At 60.1% G+C, this 16,835-nt stretch carries 16 protein-coding genes; 7 read left to right on the forward strand and 9 right to left on the reverse strand.

Annotated features, from left to right (window positions below; translation table 11 throughout):
- Positions 1-78: 78 nt before the first annotated feature.
- Positions 79-3,855 (reverse strand): methionine synthase, encoded by a 3,777-nt coding sequence (metH, locus tag EQW76_RS04615; RefSeq protein WP_142823250.1) that lies wholly within the window; start codon positions 3,853-3,855, stop codon positions 79-81.
- 404 nt (positions 3,856-4,259) lie between these two features.
- Between metH and EQW76_RS04620 the strand changes: the two genes are divergently transcribed.
- Entirely contained in the window at positions 4,260-5,507 is a 1,248-nt protein-coding gene (locus tag EQW76_RS04620) for an AGE family epimerase/isomerase (protein ID WP_142823251.1), read from the forward strand.
- 55 nt (positions 5,508-5,562) lie between these two features.
- On the opposite strand, the gene EQW76_RS04625 is transcribed toward EQW76_RS04620, so the two are convergent.
- Complete coding sequence (locus EQW76_RS04625; RefSeq protein ID WP_142823252.1) at positions 5,563-6,057, reverse strand: heme-degrading domain-containing protein; 495 nt, start codon at positions 6,055-6,057, stop codon at positions 5,563-5,565.
- 155 nt (positions 6,058-6,212) lie between these two features.
- Between EQW76_RS04625 and EQW76_RS04630 the strand changes: the two genes are divergently transcribed.
- The 4 genes from EQW76_RS04630 (at position 6,213) to EQW76_RS04645 (ending at position 8,910) form a co-directional block, all read left to right on the forward strand.
- Positions 6,213-7,178 carry a polysaccharide lyase gene (locus EQW76_RS04630; RefSeq protein ID WP_142823253.1) on the forward strand — a complete coding sequence of 322 codons (966 nt, stop codon included), beginning with the start codon at positions 6,213-6,215 and terminating at the stop codon, positions 7,176-7,178.
- Between the two features lie 87 nt (positions 7,179-7,265).
- On the forward strand, positions 7,266-7,562 hold the full coding sequence (locus tag EQW76_RS04635; RefSeq protein WP_142823254.1) for a hypothetical protein: 297 nt from the start codon (positions 7,266-7,268) through the stop codon (positions 7,560-7,562).
- 289 nt (positions 7,563-7,851) lie between these two features.
- Positions 7,852-8,049: a hypothetical protein gene (locus tag EQW76_RS04640; protein WP_142823255.1), complete on the forward strand. Its 198-nt coding sequence runs from the start codon at positions 7,852-7,854 to the stop codon at positions 8,047-8,049.
- 150 nt (positions 8,050-8,199) lie between these two features.
- A complete protein-coding gene (locus EQW76_RS04645; protein WP_142823256.1) occupies positions 8,200-8,910 on the forward strand; it encodes a LuxR C-terminal-related transcriptional regulator in 711 nt (236 codons plus the stop codon).
- A gap of 6 nt (positions 8,911-8,916) precedes the next feature.
- Here EQW76_RS04645 and EQW76_RS04650 read toward each other — a convergent pair whose 3' ends face one another.
- The 6 genes from EQW76_RS04650 to EQW76_RS04670 all read right to left on the reverse strand — a co-directional run bounded on the left by EQW76_RS04650 (position 8,917) and on the right by EQW76_RS04670 (position 12,083).
- Positions 8,917-9,621: a hypothetical protein gene (locus tag EQW76_RS04650; RefSeq protein ID WP_142823257.1), complete on the reverse strand. Its 705-nt coding sequence runs from the start codon at positions 9,619-9,621 to the stop codon at positions 8,917-8,919.
- 257 nt (positions 9,622-9,878) lie between these two features.
- On the reverse strand, positions 9,879-10,235 hold the full coding sequence (locus EQW76_RS04655) for a hypothetical protein (protein ID WP_142823258.1): 357 nt from the start codon (positions 10,233-10,235) through the stop codon (positions 9,879-9,881).
- Positions 10,236-10,369: 134 nt separating this feature from the next.
- Positions 10,370-10,801: a pyridoxamine 5'-phosphate oxidase family protein gene (locus tag EQW76_RS04660; protein ID WP_142823259.1), complete on the reverse strand. Its 432-nt coding sequence runs from the start codon at positions 10,799-10,801 to the stop codon at positions 10,370-10,372.
- Positions 10,802-10,896: 95 nt separating this feature from the next.
- On the reverse strand, positions 10,897-11,247 hold the full coding sequence (locus EQW76_RS04665) for a CAP-Gly domain protein (protein WP_142823260.1): 351 nt from the start codon (positions 11,245-11,247) through the stop codon (positions 10,897-10,899).
- A 145-nt stretch (positions 11,248-11,392) separates the two neighbouring features.
- Positions 11,393-11,554, reverse strand: coding sequence for a hypothetical protein (locus tag EQW76_RS29310; protein WP_162854782.1), 162 nt, complete (start codon positions 11,552-11,554; stop codon positions 11,393-11,395).
- Between the two features lie 112 nt (positions 11,555-11,666).
- Positions 11,667-12,083, reverse strand: coding sequence for a hypothetical protein (locus tag EQW76_RS04670; protein ID WP_142823261.1), 417 nt, complete (start codon positions 12,081-12,083; stop codon positions 11,667-11,669).
- Between the two features lie 342 nt (positions 12,084-12,425).
- On the opposite strand from EQW76_RS04670, the gene EQW76_RS29615 reads away from it, so the two are divergent.
- Together EQW76_RS29615 and EQW76_RS04680 are read left to right on the forward strand one after the other, a co-directional pair.
- Positions 12,426-14,039, forward strand: a complete 1,614-nt coding sequence (locus EQW76_RS29615) for a tlde1 domain-containing protein (RefSeq protein WP_224127740.1) — start codon at positions 12,426-12,428, stop codon at positions 14,037-14,039.
- Between the two features lie 168 nt (positions 14,040-14,207).
- Positions 14,208-14,576, forward strand: a complete 369-nt coding sequence (locus EQW76_RS04680; RefSeq protein ID WP_142823262.1) for a response regulator — start codon at positions 14,208-14,210, stop codon at positions 14,574-14,576.
- A gap of 187 nt (positions 14,577-14,763) precedes the next feature.
- Here the strand turns inward: EQW76_RS04680 and EQW76_RS04685 are convergent, their stop codons facing one another.
- Positions 14,764-16,614 (reverse strand): HAMP domain-containing methyl-accepting chemotaxis protein, encoded by a 1,851-nt coding sequence (locus EQW76_RS04685; RefSeq protein ID WP_142823263.1) that lies wholly within the window; start codon positions 16,612-16,614, stop codon positions 14,764-14,766.
- Between the last annotated feature and the right edge of the window lie 221 nt (positions 16,615-16,835).

A 16,835-nucleotide genomic window follows, 5' to 3' on the forward strand; every position in this document is an offset into this window, starting at 1 on the left:
GGTGAATCACCTTCCGGCCGCATGAACGTGAATCAAATCGCCAGCGTCTAGCCCTAACCGCTTGCAAAGACACGCCGATCAGGCGGCAGCGTCGATCTTTTCCTCGCGCTTGTTCGGCACGTAGTTGAGCACCGGGCCGAGCCAGCGCTCGACTTCCTCGACCGGCATTCCCTTGCGGGCGGCATAATCCTGCACCTGGTCGCGCTCGACTTTGGCGACACCGAAATAGTAGGAGCCGGGGTGGCCGATATAGACGCCGGACACTGACGAGCCCGGCCACATGGCATAGCTCTCGGTCAGCTTGACGCCGGTGGCCGCTTCCGCATCGAGCAGCCGGAACAGCGTTTCCTTCTCGGTATGATCAGGTTGGGCCGGATATCCCGGCGCCGGCCGGATACCGGCATAGGTCTCGCTGATCATCTCCTCGGGCGACAGGGTCTCTTCGGTCGCATATCCCCAGAATTCGCGGCGCACCCGCTCGTGCATCCGCTCGGCAAAGGCTTCGGCGAAACGGTCGGCCAGCGCCTTGACGAGGATCGACGAGTAGTCGTCGTTGGCGCCGGCGAAGCGTTCCGAAATCGCCACTTCCTCGACACCAGCCGTGACCACGAAGCCACCGATGTAATCCCCGGCGCCGCTGTCGACGGGTGCCACGAAATCCGACAGCGCCACATTCGGCCGTCCATCGCGCTTCGAGAGCTGTTGGCGAAGCGTGTAGAAAGTCGCAAGCTCCGCAGTCCGCGTCTCGTCGGTAAACAGCCTGATGTCGTCGCCGACGGCACCTGCTGGCCAGAAACCAATGACGGCGCGCGGACGAAACCACTTTTCGTCGATGATTTTCTTCAGCATCGCTTGTGCGTCAGCAAACAGTGCGCGTGCCGCCTCGCCCTGCTTTTCGTCCTCGAGAATGGCCGGATAGCGGCCCTTCAGCTCCCAGGTCTGGAAGAACGGTGTCCAGTCGATGTATTGCGCCAGTTCGGCCAGATCATAGTCCTCGAAGATCTTGGTGCCGAAGAACGACGGCGTCTTTGGGGTATAGGCCGACCAGTCGAGCTTCTCAGGATTTTCGCGGGCACGGGAAAGCGGCAGGCGGACCTTTTCCAGTTCGTTGCGGGCATGCGCTGCCGCAACCTTGGCGTATTCCTCGCGGATGGTGTCGACATAATTTTTCTTGCCCTCAGGCGACAACAGCGCCGAGACGACGCCGACTGCGCGCGACGCATCGGTGACGTAGACCGCCTGGCCAGAGGAATAGCCCGGATGGATCTTCACCGCCGTATGAACGCGGCTTGTAGTCGCTCCGCCGATCAGCAGGGGAATATTGAAGCCTTGGCGCTCCATCTCTGCCGCGACATGCACCATTTCGTCGAGCGACGGGGTGATCAGGCCGGACAGGCCGATGATGTCGACCTTCTCGCGGATTGCTGTCTCAAGGATCTTCGCCGCCGGCACCATGACGCCGAGGTCGATGATGTCGTAGTTGTTGCAGGCAAGCACGACGCCGACGATGTTCTTGCCGATATCGTGAACGTCGCCCTTGACCGTCGCCATCAGCACCTTGCCGGCCGCCTCGCGCTCGCCGTTGCCGCCATTGGCCAGCTTTTCAGCCTCCATGTAGGGCAGCAATACGGCGACGGCCTGCTTCATGACGCGAGCGGATTTGACCACCTGCGGCAGGAACATCTTGCCCGAGCCGAACAGGTCGCCGACGACGTTCATGCCGGACATCAGGGGGCCTTCGATGACGTGCAGCGGTCGCTCGACACCCTGGCGCGCCTCCTCGGTGTCGGCCTCGATAAATTCGGTCACGCCGTTAACCAGCGCGTGCTCTATGCGCTTTTCAACCGGGAGCTCGCGCCAGGACATATCCTGTACACGGGCTTCGCGCACGCCGGTTCCGCGATAGCGCTCGGCGACCTCGAGCAGCCGCTCCGTGCCGTCAGGGCGGCGGTTGAGAACCACGTCCTCGCAGGCCTCGCGCAGAACAGGATCGATGGTGTCATAGACGACCAGTTGGCCGGCATTGACGATGCCCATGTCCATCCCCGCCTGGATGGCGTGATAGAGGAAGACAGAGTGCATCGCCTCGCGCACCGTATCGTTGCCGCGGAACGAGAATGACAGGTTCGAGACACCGCCGGAGATATGCACCAGTGGCATGGTCTGCCGGATGGTCCGCGTCGCCTCGATGAAATCGACGCCGTAATTGTTATGCTCCTCGATGCCCGTGGCGACGGCAAAGACATTCGGATCGAAGATGATATCCTCGGGTAAGATGCCCGCCTGTTCGGTCAGGATCTTGTAGGCGCGGGTGCAGATATCGACCTTGCGCTGGTAGGTGTCGGCCTGGCCGGTCTCGTCGAACGCCATGACGACGACCGCGGCACCATAGGCATGTACCAGCCGTGCCTGCTCGAGGAACTTCTCCTCGCCTTCCTTCAGCGAGATCGAGTTGACGATCGACTTGCCCTGGACGCATTTCAGGCCGGCCTCGATGATCGACCATTTCGACGAGTCGATCATGACAGGCACGCGAGCGATATCCGGCTCGGCTGCGATCAGGTTCAGGAACTCGACCATCGCCTTCTCGGAATCGATCAGGCCTTCATCCATGTTGATGTCGATCACCTGAGCGCCGGCTTCGACCTGGTCGCGAGCGACAGCCAGGGCCGCGTTGTAGTCGGCATTGGTGATAAGCTTGCGGAATTTCGCCGAACCGGTGACATTGGTGCGCTCGCCGACGTTGACGAACGGAATATCCTTGGTGAGTTGGAACGGCTCGAGACCCGACAGCGACATGAAGGGACGATGTTCGGGGATGGCGCGCGGCTTGTATTTCGACACGGCTTCGGCGATGGCGCGGATATGGTCCGGCGTCGAGCCGCAGCAGCCGCCAACGATGTTGACCAAACCCTCGGCTGCAAAGCCCTCGATCTGCGCCGCCATCATCTCGGGCGTCTCGTCGTACTGGCCGAATTCGTTTGGTAGGCCGGCATTCGGGTAGGCGCAGATCAGCGTGTCGGCAGCCCCTGACAGCTCCTGCAAATGCGGCCGCATGGCATTGGCACCGAGCGCGCAGTTAAGGCCGATGGTGAACGGATTGGAATGGCGAACCGCGTTCCAGAACGCCGATGGCGTCTGGCCCGAAAGGGTACGGCCGGAAAGGTCGGTTATCGTGCCGGAGATCATAACCGGCAGGCGGACGCCCTTGGCGATAAATCGCTCCTCGCAGGCGAAGATCGCGGCCTTGGCATTCAGCGTGTCGAAAATGGTTTCGATCAGGATGATGTCGGCGCCGCCATCGATCAACCCATCGATCTGCTCGCCATACGCAATGCGCAACTCGTCGAAGGAGACGGCGCGGAAACCGGGATTGTTGACGTCGGGCGAGATCGATGCCGTACGGTTTGTTGGGCCGATGGCGCCGGCGACAAAGCGGCGACGGCCGTCTTCCCGCTCGGCACGGATGGCAGCCCGGCGCACGACGCGTGCACCCTCCTTGTTGAGATCGTAGACAGCGCCTTCCATCTCGTAGTCGGCCTGGGCGATGCGCGTCGAGGAAAACGTGTTGGTTTCCAGGATGTCGGCGCCGGCCATGGCGTAGCGATAGTGGATTTCCTCGATGGCGTCGGGCTGGCTGAGGATCAGAAGGTCGTTATTGCCCTGCTGGTGACAGGCGCAGCCGATGAAGCGGTCGCCGCGGAACTGCTCCTCGTCGAAGCCAAGCCCCTGAATCTGCGTGCCCATGGCACCATCGAGCACCAGAATGCGCTCGCTGGCTGCCTGCTTAAGCGCCGCGAACACATCGCTGCCGTCCCGCTTCGCCGCTTCCGGACCAAAAAGATCGTCAAACACCAGCATACTCCCTCGACCCGACTGCGACTCCGCATTCAATCACATAAAGATATCTTTATGTCAATATATGCGGTCGATCATAGTGATTTGCAATATAGCCGCTCTTTTTGCCGAACGGCAAAAAACATGCAGGTGCGCCCGCGATTACCGGACTTCGGTCTTGGTTGCTGGCGCATCGGTCGTCGCAAAACATACTGCACCCGCAGAGGGCAAGAGTGGTGAGGTGCGGCTTGATATCTATGCAGCCTGCACCACGTTTTTCAGCGATCCACCGACAAGCACTCGAGTGCGCGCAACGCACTTGACGCCGCAGCTCTGTTCTTGTCGGATCACTGACACTAAGAATCCCGGCCAAGGGCGCGCACCGCGCTTGGCATTTATAAAGACTCCCGGAGGAAACACTTATGATCGCAGCTGAACCCGCCACGCTGGGAAACTGGAGCAACCGCGACTATCATCGCCGCTGGCTGCTCGATCAGGCCAACGGCTTGTTCGATTTCTTCCAGTATCGCGCCGTCAATCCGAAGGGCGGGTTTTACGACATGGACGATGCGGGCAAGCCGCTCGGTGCCGATAACTCGGTGCGCGGCATTCATTCGTCCGCCCGCATGGTCCACTGCTTTTCGATCGCCAGCCTGCTGGGGCGGCCCGGGGCCGACGAGATCATCGACCACGGCATGAGCTACCTCTGGCATCATCACCGCGACAAGACCCACGGCGGCTACTTCTGGACTGTCAACAATGACGGTCCCGTCGATGCCAGCAAGCAGGGTTACGGCCACGCCTTCGTGCTGCTCGCCGCATCATCGGCAAAGACCGTCGGCCATCCGCTGGCAGACGAGATGCTCGCCGACATAACGAAAATAATCGACGAGAAATTCTGGGAAGACAGCCACGGCGCCATCGCCGAAGAGTTCAATCAGGATTGGTCACCGATCGGTGACTACCATGGCCAGAACTCCAATATGCATCTGACCGAGGCGCTGATGGCAGCGTTCGAGGCGACGGGCGACAGGTCATACCTCGACAAGGCCGAACGTATCGCCGACCTCATCATCCGGCGGCAGGCAGGCGCTGTCGGCTTCCGCGTGCCCGAGCATTTCGATGCCCAGTGGCAGCTCGACAAGACCTATCGCGGCAACGAGATGTTCCGCCCGTCCGGCACGACGCCCGGCCACTGGCTGGAGTGGGCACGCCTCGTGCTGCAGCTCTGGACGCTGGGCGGCAAGCGCCACGACTGGATGCCGGAAGCGGCTCGCCACCTGTTTGCGCAGTCGATGTCGCTGGGCTGGGACAAGGAGATCGGTGGCTTTTTCTACACGCTCGATTGGGAGGATGTACCGGCCAAGCGCAACAAGCTGTGGTGGCCGGCCTGCGAAGGAGCCGGCGCTGCCCACTATCTCAACGCGCATCTGCCTGATGACTTCCACGAGCAGAGCTATCGCAAGATCTGGGGTATCATCGGCAAGGCGTTTATAGACCGTCAGAACGGCGGCTGGCATGAGGAACTGACGGAAGATCTGGCCCCTGCCCACACACTGTTTAGCGGCAAGGGAGATATCTACCACGCCCTGCAGGCCTGCCTGATCCCGCTATTTCCGGCGACCGGCAGCTTGACCAGGGTGATATCGGAAGCCAGCGGCAGGCTCTGATCGCTATCCGATGACGGCGCGGGGCGATGCCATCCCGCGCCGCATTCTCGTGTGGCTATTCCGTCGCCAGGCTGAGATTGTGCAATTCATGCCCGAGCGTCAGTGCCAGCGCCTCGACCACCAGATTGTGGTCGTCGCGCTGTGGCAGGCCGGAGACGGTGACGGCACCGATGCAGCCTGTGCCGATGACGTGGATCGGGAAGCTGCCGCCATGCGGCGCGTAGTCGGCCGCCGACAGTCCGTTGTTCTCGACAGTCTTGCCGGCTTTCTTCAATTCAAGACCGCTGGCATAGCTGCTGCGGAAATAGCGGAGAACCATCGCCCGCTTGCGGCGGATCCAGTTGGCGTTATCCGGCGTCGAGCCGGCAAGCGCCACGTAGAATACCGGCATCGAATGCAGGGTGATGTCGATGGCCACGCCGAGATTGCGCTCGCGCGCCAGATCGTGCAGCAGATTGCCGAGAACCCAGGCGGTGGAGAAATCGAAAGAGTCGAAGCGCAGCACTTCTTCCTGCACGGCAATGCGGCTGAGATCGTGGTCAATGGTCATTGTCGGAACTCCCTCGTCTTCTCTGAACGCAATCAAGCCCCAAGCGCGCTGTTTGTCCACCGGCTTGTCTTCGATTGTCCAATCACCGCCCCTTGCCGAGGCGCTGCGTTCACGTCAATGATGCGACAATCGAAATATGCCGGAACCCCGACTTAATGCGCGCCAAGATCATCTTTCTGGCCATCCTGACCGCGATCTCGCGGATTGCCAGCGCCCGGGCCGAAGACGGTGGCCAGCAAGTGCTGCGCGACGGCTTCGACGGGAAAGATTTCGCCCCGGCCGGTCACCTCTACTATCGCAATAACGCCGAGCAGAAGGCAGGCACCTACCAGTTCCAGTCCGCGGTGAGCCGAAGCGGCGGCGGCGCGTTGAAACTCACCATCAAGCCGAATTGCGCAGCCGGCAAAGAAAATTGCAGCGAACGCGCCGAGATCTGGGAGAAAACCAAATATCGCGTCCCCTATGATCAAGGCGTCTGGTACGGATTTGCGGTCAAGTTCGCCGATCCGATACCATCAGGAGACCATCGTTACCTGATTGCCCAGTGGAAGCGCGAGATCGGCCCGGAGGCCAAGGGCGACTTCAGCCCCTTCCTCGCCCTGCGCCTCAACAACGGCAAGCTGTTTGCGACTGTCGAGACGAACTACGTCGCGCCGCCGTCGGGTGCGCCAAGCGTGAAACCCGGATCCTGCGCTTCCGGCCAGACGCCTGTCTGGTACCGCCCCGACACCAACCAGATGCGTGCCCTCGTCGCGACAGACGCCACCTGGACCAAGAGCGACGGCGGTGAGTTCACCAGTTGCACGGATGCGATGACCATCACCGATCGTGGCAACAAACTGCCGACGCCCGGTTCAGGCTGGATCGATTTCGCCATCTACACGCAGCCTGGACCAGACGGCACCGGCCGCATCGAGATTTTTGCCAACGATAAATGGATTGTCACCGTAAAGGGACATATCGGCCACGCGGACAAGGGTCTCGGCAGGAACCAGTATTTCAAGTTCGGCCCTTACCGCGACGCGGACACTACTGAATGGACCATGTATTACGATGATTTCCGCCGTTCGCCCCGCTGCAGGGATGTTCTGGCCGACGCATCGCTGTGTCCCGCAGACTAAAGGCGAAATAGCGACGAAATTGTTTGGAGGAGCGAACCATTGCGCGCATGGTGCGTTTAGTAAAGTTGTCATCAGGAGGCGATAGCTATGCTTAACACAACCCGTGACTGTGCTCGCGATAGCGCGAAAAATGCAATCCCGTCGCTGGGAGAAATCGAAGGTCGCCTCGCGGTGCTTGAGATCTTGGCCCAATGCGCCCTCACCCATGCACTCAGTGAAGGCGACCAGAAGGTCGACAAAGCTCTTCTGGAGGAAATTCGCCGCGCCATGCATGCGAAATGCGGTGAACTGAAGCTCGGCAGCGAGGACGCAGAATCTGCCTTCGGCTTTGCCGAGGAACTGATCAGCGCATCAATAGAAGCATCGAGGCTTAATCGCCAGTGATCTCGCGTCGTGCACAAATCATCCTCGCAGCCATGGTCGGGCTGGCCGTCATCCTGACTGTGCTGCTTCTCGTCGTCCCAAAAGTCCCTGAAATTCCAGGGACCGATCTGCCCCAGTCCGGGGCAGCAGCGCCTTCCAAATAGCAGTAATGTACCGTTACGGAACGGTGGGGTGTCCCGTTTTCGGAGGATATTAACACCCCCGTGCGGTCTCGCTTGAATATTAGAAAAATCGCGGCTTTATGGGATCGTCACCTGATCGCGGGTGCTTTCATCAAGAGGGGGGCGATATGACCATGCTGATCCAGACGCCGATCTGCTCCGAAGAAGTCGATGTTCTCGCCGGTGCCCTCTACGCTTGGTGTGCGGAACGGGAAATTAAACTTTCAAGCCAGGCCGGCCTTGCGGCGGCCAACAGGGCAATCGACCTCCTTCATGCGGGACATCGTACGCAGGAAGATCTCCTCAGCGCTTTGCACAACGCATGAACCTAAGGGGCTGACCGACGTCGGACCACGGGGTCTCGGCCTGACGTGAGATATTCGCGCAACAGTCGCAAAAAACAACCCACGCGACAGATTGATAATTGTTAAATCAACCATGCGAATCTGCGGGCTTGCCGTTACGGTAAGCCTAGCATGACTTCAAAATCGACTTTCAATTCCATATCCCAGACCCTGATCGACAACTGGCTGGATGCAACCAGCCCGATAGAAGATCCGGAGACGTTCTGCGGCACGATAAGCGAGACCATGTCTCTGAAGATGTCGCTCAACTTCATCGACACCAGAAGCGATGATCCTCTCGACTGGTATTTCCGTCGCATCAAGCCCTACGGGATCAACAGTCGCATTCTCAATCTGAAAAAGATGTTTCCCGACGGTCCGTTGAGGAACCTGCCAGACAGGACCTACCTCCTCGACGCCGTCATCCCCCACTACAGCCGCGCGCTTTCGCTGCGAAAGCCCTTGATCGATCTGGTCCTGACGAAAATCGCCGGCATCAATGTCGGCTACGACCGTTTGCTGATCCCTCAAAAAACCAACGGCCGGGCGGAATGGTGCGTATCGTTCACCGAAGGCCGTTTCCTTTTCAAGGCACCTGTTGACGCCAAGCTGGACCCGGTTGACGAAGTCATCATCCAACTGCTGATGGAGGGCGAGACCGCCAGGGAAATCGCCGTGGAGCTTGGCTTGTCTCAGCGGACCATCGAGCACCGGATCGACAAGATGAAGATCCGCTATGAGGCGCGCAACGTCGTCCATCTCACCGCCAAGCTTTTCTCCATCCACATGGACCGCCGCATGGCGGAAGACCGGATTATCGATGCGGGCCAAAGGGAAGACTAGCGCGGCCTACCTCTTGCGCGCGGCCGCCTGCGCCCGTGCCTTCAGTTGCTCCATCGAAAGACCGGTGGCAGCGGCGGCAACATTGTAAAGCGCCTTGTTCAGATCCTTCGTCTTGAATGCGATACCGTCGACGCCGCGCTTGCGATCGAAACCCAGCGGATTACCGTCCCGATCAACCACGACATGCACGCCAAAAAACATCTGGTCGAACTCGCGACTATTCGGCTTGTAGAAGCTTGCACCGGCGGAGGTGTCGAATTCCCCGTCGAAATTGGCAATGAAAAGCTGCAGCACCGAATAGCTCGCGGACGACTGGCCGACCACCACTTCGCCGAACTTGCAGCTGCCGAGATAGGGGATGGAAGGCAGCACGCTGGAGCGGTTCGCTTTCCTCATCCGGTTGTTGGCCGGCAGTCGATCGGAAAAAAGATCATGTGCGTCGTTCCCAAGGATCGACAGGTTTTCGCGCGTCGCCGACGCGACCTCGATGGCGTCCATTGTCGGCAGGATCTTGCGGAAACGCGCTCGTGACGTCTCGGATGGCTCCGGTATTACCTCGCCGTTGCTGAACCATCGGGCGTATTTCGCAGCTGCGATTTCGGATTCGGAAGATTGGGAGGCAAGGCTGAGGGAGGCATTCGCTAACTTTACGATGTCGTTTCCGAAGCGATTTCCGTATTGTAGCTTTTCGGCGGCCTTCTTGTCAGACACTGCAATTCCCCTTTTTTCCCGAGCAGTCTCGTTGCGCTCTGTTGGGATGCTATGGACGAAATCTTAATGCGACGGCCGATTGGCACCGTAGATTTACCGTGCCAACGTCAAGTTGTGTCTCCCACGTCGGTTGATGGTTAGCAAACTGTGATGATCGGACAGGCGCCATTGAGAGGCAAGCAACGCCCAAATTCGGTAAAATTCACGAAAAAAGGCGACCCTGAGGCCGCCTTTATAATCGCTGAAGCTGATACCGATTACTGGATCCGGATGCGGAACGCACCCGATGGATACCAGAAGCCATCGCTGTGGCGGCGATAGCCGGGACGGCGTTGCTCATAGCCACGATAACCGTTCCAATTGCCGCGACGATCGCGCGGAGGGCCGCGGCGGAAGCCAGGGCGTTCATCGTTGCGGTAACCGGGTGGGCTGCGGCGATCGCGGTTCATGCGACGAGGCGGTGGCGCATCGGGATTGTACTGGACAGTCGTAACGTCAGAGCCACCAGCCATTGTCATGGCAGGCAGCGGCGCAGCAGACGCCGGCGCAACCCCGGAAAGGCCAACCATCGCAGCAAGCGCTGCTGCAGCAAAACCTGTAAAAATTTTCTTCATCGGTACTCCAATTCGGCGTTATCGCCGCTCATTTCTCAAGGAGCGCGATGGGAATGACATAGGGTGCAGGCAACATCCGACAAGACGTAAGGTTGTATAATCTGCAGGTTTGCGCCCGATTGTCCCTCACGAGGCTACTGATCGTCCTCCGGAACCTGAACCTCGCCTTGATCCTCCCCGTCCCAGTAATGGACGCGTTCGGCATGGACGTGGATCATCACAACGCCCGGGGTATCCACACCGTCCTGGAACCAGACGTCCAGCTCGCTCGTCCAGTGCTCGGCAAATCGTGCCTTGTCGCGGATCAGCGCTGCTTCGCCTTCGACAGCGACCGCGAAAGACTTCTCGCCTTGAAATGTCAGCGACACCTTTGGATTGGCCTCGATGTCGGCGACCATCTTGGCCTCTTCCCAGGTGAAGTAGTAACTGTCGCCATCGTAGTCGACATCGCCGTTGTTGCTCATCGGCCGCCCGGCAATCGTACCGTTTTCGGCATGCGTCAGCAGCATGGCGATATCGATATCGCGCATCTTTTCGGCCAGGTCTTTCAAGGTCATTTCGCTCATCCCGACAGTCCTCCAGGTTGCATGAACACGTCTAACGTGTTCATGCGATGAAGGTTCAGGCAGTCGGAGGCTCTAAATACCGATCTACCGTCGGTTCAGACTTTTTCGGTCTTTTTGACGGGCGCCTTCTTCTGGGGCTCGACCGGGGCATCGGGTGTCGGTGCCAGCAGCTTGCGCAGCGAGCTGATCTTGTCTTCCACCAGTGGCCGGAAACGGGAGGCGCGATAAGGCATGTCGGCAGCGCCATAGCCTTCCGGACCGTCATCGTCCCCACGGAAGATCTCGGCTACCTTGATGCCGAGAAATTCGCCGTCGATGTAGTGCGAATACATGCCAACCCAGCGGATCGTATAGATCTCGTCCTTGCGGATCAGCTGGTCGATCGACACGTTCTTGAACTTATCGTCGATACAGACGACTTTCTGGCCGACGTAAAAATCGTTCATCTCATCCTCATGCAAGAAAACTATCGTCGCCTTGTGCTGCCGGTGAAGAAAACCGCAGCTGCAAGTTGACAGCCTTATCGCATAATTTATGGCATTTTGCCGACCGGCGCAAACGTTGCGCTTAAAAATTGGCCTCTGTCGGCGATCAGTGAATGCTGTCGGAGGGGACGTCCTCGCCAAGAATACGAAAGGCTTCGCTGAGAGCAGCGACCAGAATGTCCGTCAGTTTGTCTGCATCATTGTCCATCAGGAAAAGAGCGACAGTGGAATCCTTGGGGTCGCGGTAAGTCTCTGTTTCGTTCGACATATCATTGTCCTTTTTCCCGCCGCGTCACATCCCGGCGTCTTCGAAGAGTCATAGGCGGCATGGCTTGTGCAAAGCTTGTTAAGGTCTGGCGCGCGGCGACATCAGCGAGAGGTCAGTGGCGACTTCCCGTCCAGCCCGTCAGCACCGTGTCGTTGACGTCGAGGTCGATCCAGCAGTGATAGTCTTCGTCCCTCGAGCTTCCGGAAGCACTGACTTTCCGCTGGCAACGCGAGGCTCCGGGCCCTCCCTCGCTTCCGAAACGGCGCGTAATCAGCGTAACGCCAGCGGCGGACGTATCGCTGGTCTCGGCACCAAGGGTTTCGAGCGCGTCGTAGAAATACCTGGCGCCGTCGTCATCGCAGGCAATCTGCGCCACGGGCTTATCCTTGCCGAGAACCACGGGCCTGTTTTCTTCGGCAGCCTGCACGATGCATGCCGTCAGCGCCTTGCCGATGCTGTGCGGCTGGGCAGAAGCCGTCATGGGAACGGCCACAAGCGCGCAGAACGCCAGGAAAAGCCGTCTTTCCATTTCTTTTCTCCCATATTTCGGCCGCACGGATTGCCTATGCAGCGCGTCGTCATCGTACCGTCATATTAACCACCCGGTCCGGAATGGCGCAACGGTCAAGACGGCCGAACTGTTCCAAAAACGAACGCCGAGGTGCCGCTCTTGAGCCGCGACGGACAGAAATTTGCGGCAGAGGCTTCTAATATTCACCGCGTAAAGGGTTTAGTTACCAAGATTCTTCATTCTTTGAGACGAGCGGCGGGAAGCAGCGGAGACAAACATCGTCTAGCTGACCACCAGCATGGGCTCCGGCACTCCGGATCGCCTGGCCGCCCGAGTGTGTATCAGTGTGGAACGAGTATCATGGCGTTTGCGATCGAGACGTTTAGGGACGTCAGTCCCAGGGCAGGAAAGGCCGGCAAGAAAGGCTCGTCCCGCGTCATGACGGTCGGCACCGTGATGATCGGCACCGGCGTGGTCGCCTTTTCCTGGGTAGTAGCCACCGCCTTCGCTCTCCAGGGCGTCGTCGGTCCCTACGCATCAGGATCTCCCATCCTGCAGAAAACCGGCCCATCGCTGGTGGCACGAGCAGCGTCGCAGCCTGTCGGCCATCCAAGCCTGCGGCTTGCGACCCTCGACCCCGCCGGCATCAACGCTCTCGCGCTCGCCAACGCCCATCGCTCGGCAATCGCTGCCGAAATGGCCGCCCTCGCCCCGAGCTACTCCGTCATTGCCAAGAGCGACCGCGTCGTACATGCACCGACCGAGATCGCCGATGCAGGCCAGTCTTCCCATGCGCTCGCAAAGTCGGGACGCCCGCTGCCTGCCGACGTCATGGCAGCCTTGAAAGTGGCGTTGGCCGCCGTGCCGGCCGGAACAGCCGATGCCGCCGCCGTCCGCACGGCAAGCGTCGATCTCGACCGCGCCGCAGCGACCAGCGAACGCGCATTGACAGCCTCGGCTCCTGCCCTCCCCGTGACCTCACGCGACGACAGGCTGGCGCTTGCCAGCGCCGCGCCGACAGGCCCTGGCTCGCAAATTCCGACACCTATGCCCAACCCGACGACGGCGGCGACAGCGTCAGCCGCAGACCGGCCTGTCCAGATGGCCATGATCGACCCGACGCCTGCTCCCGCGCGCGACGCGACGGCCCTCGTGCCAGCACAACGCCCGCAGGCCGCCGCAAAGCCTGCCCGTCCGGCAGCCGTCTCCACCCGTGAGATCGTGCCGCAGCAGCGCCCCGCTGAAAACGACGACGGTCTTCCGTCCAGCGCCGCTGCCATGGTCGAGCCCGATGCACGGCGCGCCAACGTCGCTGTAGAACAGACCTTCGGACTGGTCATGCCGACCGCTTCCGGCGATTCGTCTGGCACGTCTTCCGCTGATGACATGCTAATGTCGAGCATTCCGCTGCCAACCATGCGCCCGGCCCCTTCGCCGGATGCGGCAACGACGCCGGCCGCAAAGCTGACCCGCCCCTCCAAGGCGCTGCTCGCCTACGCCCGTCCTGACGATGCAGGGATGGACAACGAGCCGGCCTTCAAGGCGCCGACCTCGCTGCCGAACGCCCGCACCCGCGTTGCGATCTACGATATCTCGGCGGCCCGCGTGTACCTGCCCAATGGAGAGCAGCTTGAGGCCCATTCCGGGCTTGGCCAGATGATCGACAACCCGCGCTACGTCAACCAGAAGAACCGTGGCCCGACGCCACCGCACACCTACGACCTGACGATGCGCGAATCGCTGTTCCACGGCGTCGAGGCGATCCGCCTCAACCCCGTCGATCCGCGCGCCATCTACGGTCGCGACGGGCTGCTGGCCCACACCTACATGCTCGGCCGTCGCGGCGATTCCAACGGCTGCGTCTCCTTCAAGGACTACCGCCGCTTCCTCGCAGCCTTCAAGCGCGGCGAAGTCAACCGTCTCCTCGTGGTTCCCCACCTCTCGGTCGCCCCCGGCCGTATCGCCTCGCGCTAAGCGCTCCGTCCCAGCCGATCCACGCGACGGCAGGGACGACTACGTTAAGACCCGCCGGCACTTCTTTCGCATTTAATTAAACATGTCCTGATATATCTGCGATGCGCCTGTATCGAAATCCAAGTACCTGCGTTTAGATCGAGACAGAGCAACGGACAGGAGCCAGGAATGGCAAGCGACAAAATGACGGTTTTGGTCGTCGAGGACGAAGCGCTGATCCGCCTCGACATCGTTTGCGCACTCGAGGATGCTGGTTTCGAGGTTCTCGAAGCCCCGAATGTCGCAAATGCCGTGGCTGTCTTGACGGCACATCCCGAAATCTGCGCTGTTTTTACGGATGTCGATATGCCGGGATCGATGGATGGACTGAAGCTTGCAGCCGTGGTGTCGATGCAATGGCCGGACACCAAGATCATCGTCACCTCCGGTCGCTGCAACGTCCAGCCATCCGACCTGCCCGCGGCCAGCCGTTTCGTCGGCAAGCCCTACCATCCGGAAACGATCATCAACAATCTCAGCCAGATGCTGGCCGCTTAGCAAGCACGCACCAGCGCACTGTTGGAAAGTCGAACCGACTTAATGTTGGGGCGCACACTCGCGCAGTTTGCTGCCGGGGCCTAACACACTCACATCGTGATTTGTGCCATCCTGTACGGGAGAACAGCGACCTGCGCGCGGAGGTCTTATCCACGCGCAGGCGATTGAACCCTCGTACTGTGCTTCCTCAGGCGCGCCGCAGCTGGCGCCTGGCGACAGGGGCAAGGTCATCCATCTCGGCATCCGCGTGGCGGAGGGTGGATGTGCGGCTGAGCTTGAAGCGGCCGACGAGTTCCGTCAGCACGCTTGATCCGGAGAAAAGTTCGTTGCTGAGAGCTGTCGTCTCTTCGGCCATGGCGGCGTTTCTCTGTGTCATCTGGTCCAGCGCGTTGACGGCCGAACTGATTTCCTGGAGGCCCGTCGCCTGCTCGACGCTGGAGGTGGCGATGGCTTCCACCTTGGCGTCAATCTCGGAGACAAAGCCTTCGATCTTGCGCAGGGCGATGCCGGTCTCTCCCACCAGACGGACGCCGGTCGAGACCTCGTTGGACGAGTTGACGATGAGCGCCTTGATCTCTTTTGCAGCCTTGGCCGAGCGCTGCGCCAATTCGCGCACCTCATGGGCAACGACAGCGAAGCCCTTGCCCTGATCTCCCGCCCGCGCCGCCTCTACGCCCGCGTTCAAAGCCAGCAGGTTCGTCTGGAAAGCGATTTCGTCGATGACGCCGATGATCTGCGTAATTTCTCCCGACGCCGCCTGGATGCGGTTCATGGCAGCAACCGATTCCTGCACGGTCATGATCGAGGCATGCGCGCACTGCTTGGCATCGGCAACGAGGTAACGCGTCTCGAGGCTCCGCTCCGACGAGGACCGTACGGTAGCGGTTACTTCTTCCAATGCTGCGGAGGTCTCTTCCAGCGCCGAAGCCTGCTCTTCGGTACGCTTGGAAAGGCTGTGCGCAGCCTCCTGCATCTCGGTTCCGTTGCCGTGCACCAGCCGGGTCTTCTGCAATACTTCTTCCAGCGTCGTCTGGAAGTTTGCCAGCGAATTGTTGAAGTCGGCACGCAGGGGTTCGAACTGCTCGCTGAAGCTTGAATCGATCGTCGTCTGCATGTTGCATTGGGCAAGCCGGCCAAGCCCGGCGCCAAGGGCGTCGATCACCATCTTGACTTGCCTGGATTCTTCCAGCCGCTCGGCCTCGCGACCGCGCCGCTCGGTTTCGGTCTGGGCTCTCGAGGCCTCCGCCTGATCGTGCAGGCTTCGATTTTCGAGGCCCGCCGTCCGGAAGACATTGAGCGCCGCAGACATCGCGCCGATCTCGTCGGTCCGGTCGGCGTAAGGGGCAGCCTCGTCGAGATTGCCGCCCGCCATCCTCGACATGGCTGTCGTCATTTTCGTGATCGGCCGGATCGCTCTCTGCCGGATGGTGACGAGGCCAGCCAGGAACACCACGACCGACAGGCCACCTGCACCGAGCGCCAGCGACATCAGGCTGGACGACATGCGGGCGGTTTCCGCCTCCTGCGCTGCCGACAGCGCGTCCGACATCTTCACCAGCTTGAGGACTGCCGCCTCATGTGCGTGGAACGTGTCTTTCAGCTCCATCAGAGCCGCATGCCTGTCAACCGAGCTGTCGGTAGACAGAAAGCGCTCGTCCATGACCTTCCAGAATACGTCTCCCTTGGCGAGAACATCGTTCTCCAGCTCGTTCTTGATTCCATCAGGGAGCCCGGACGCACGCCAGTAGGCACGACGCTCGTCGTAATCCTTCCTCAGCGACCGTATCTTTCCGGCATTGACCGCATAGAGATCGGGGTTGCTGCCGATCTCGTTTGCCAGCATGTAAGATTCTATCAGGTAAAGAGGCGGCGGCAGGATGTCGGCAACCAGATCCTTGCCCTCGACGATCGACTTGTAGATCGGTCCGTTCACCTTGAGCTTCTCGATCGCATAGGTCTGAAGACCGATGGACACGAGCAGGCCGGCGCCGACGACCAGCCCGAACAGCAGCAAGGTGCGGGATAGATTGATTTTCATTTAGGGAGTCCTCATTTAATCGAAGACTGGCATTCAAATCTCAATAAATTATGCACTTAGCGGCGTCCCTGGCCCCGGATCCTTAACGATTCCAGTAAATTCGCCGGCCGACGGACGGCAATGCAGCCACGCATTGAGGATCGTCCGAAAGGACTGCACGCTCCGATATGTGAGCGTCAATACGCTGTAAACACGTGCATTTTAGCAAGAGGCAATCTTCG

Origin of the sequence: Rhizobium sp. rho-13.1, assembly GCF_007000305.1 — a bacterium.
Lineage (GTDB): Bacteria > Pseudomonadota > Alphaproteobacteria > Rhizobiales > Rhizobiaceae > Rhizobium > Rhizobium rhododendri.

What these genes read in the sequence shown, in the direction of transcription:
- EQW76_RS04620 (WP_142823251.1), top strand. Translation starts at nt 4,260, where the DNA reads ATGATCGCAGCTGAACCCGCCACGCTGGGAAACTGGAGCAACCGCGAC.
- EQW76_RS04625 (WP_142823252.1), bottom strand. Translation starts at nt 6,057, where the DNA reads ATGACCATTGACCACGATCTCAGCCGCATTGCCGTGCAGGAAGAAGTG.
- EQW76_RS04630 (WP_142823253.1), top strand. Translation starts at nt 6,213, where the DNA reads ATGCGCGCCAAGATCATCTTTCTGGCCATCCTGACCGCGATCTCGCGG.
- EQW76_RS04635 (WP_142823254.1), top strand. Translation starts at nt 7,266, where the DNA reads ATGCTTAACACAACCCGTGACTGTGCTCGCGATAGCGCGAAAAATGCA.
- EQW76_RS04640 (WP_142823255.1), top strand. Translation starts at nt 7,852, where the DNA reads ATGACCATGCTGATCCAGACGCCGATCTGCTCCGAAGAAGTCGATGTT.
- EQW76_RS04645 (WP_142823256.1), top strand. Translation starts at nt 8,200, where the DNA reads ATGACTTCAAAATCGACTTTCAATTCCATATCCCAGACCCTGATCGAC.
- EQW76_RS04655 (WP_142823258.1), bottom strand. Translation starts at nt 10,235, where the DNA reads ATGAAGAAAATTTTTACAGGTTTTGCTGCAGCAGCGCTTGCTGCGATG.
- EQW76_RS04660 (WP_142823259.1), bottom strand. Translation starts at nt 10,801, where the DNA reads ATGAGCGAAATGACCTTGAAAGACCTGGCCGAAAAGATGCGCGATATC.
- EQW76_RS04665 (WP_142823260.1), bottom strand. Translation starts at nt 11,247, where the DNA reads ATGAACGATTTTTACGTCGGCCAGAAAGTCGTCTGTATCGACGATAAG.
- EQW76_RS29310 (WP_162854782.1), bottom strand. Translation starts at nt 11,554, where the DNA reads ATGTCGAACGAAACAGAGACTTACCGCGACCCCAAGGATTCCACTGTC.
- EQW76_RS04670 (WP_142823261.1), bottom strand. Translation starts at nt 12,083, where the DNA reads ATGGAAAGACGGCTTTTCCTGGCGTTCTGCGCGCTTGTGGCCGTTCCC.
- EQW76_RS29615 (WP_224127740.1), top strand. Translation starts at nt 12,426, where the DNA reads ATGGCGTTTGCGATCGAGACGTTTAGGGACGTCAGTCCCAGGGCAGGA.
- EQW76_RS04680 (WP_142823262.1), top strand. Translation starts at nt 14,208, where the DNA reads ATGGCAAGCGACAAAATGACGGTTTTGGTCGTCGAGGACGAAGCGCTG.
- EQW76_RS04685 (WP_142823263.1), bottom strand. Translation starts at nt 16,614, where the DNA reads ATGAAAATCAATCTATCCCGCACCTTGCTGCTGTTCGGGCTGGTCGTC.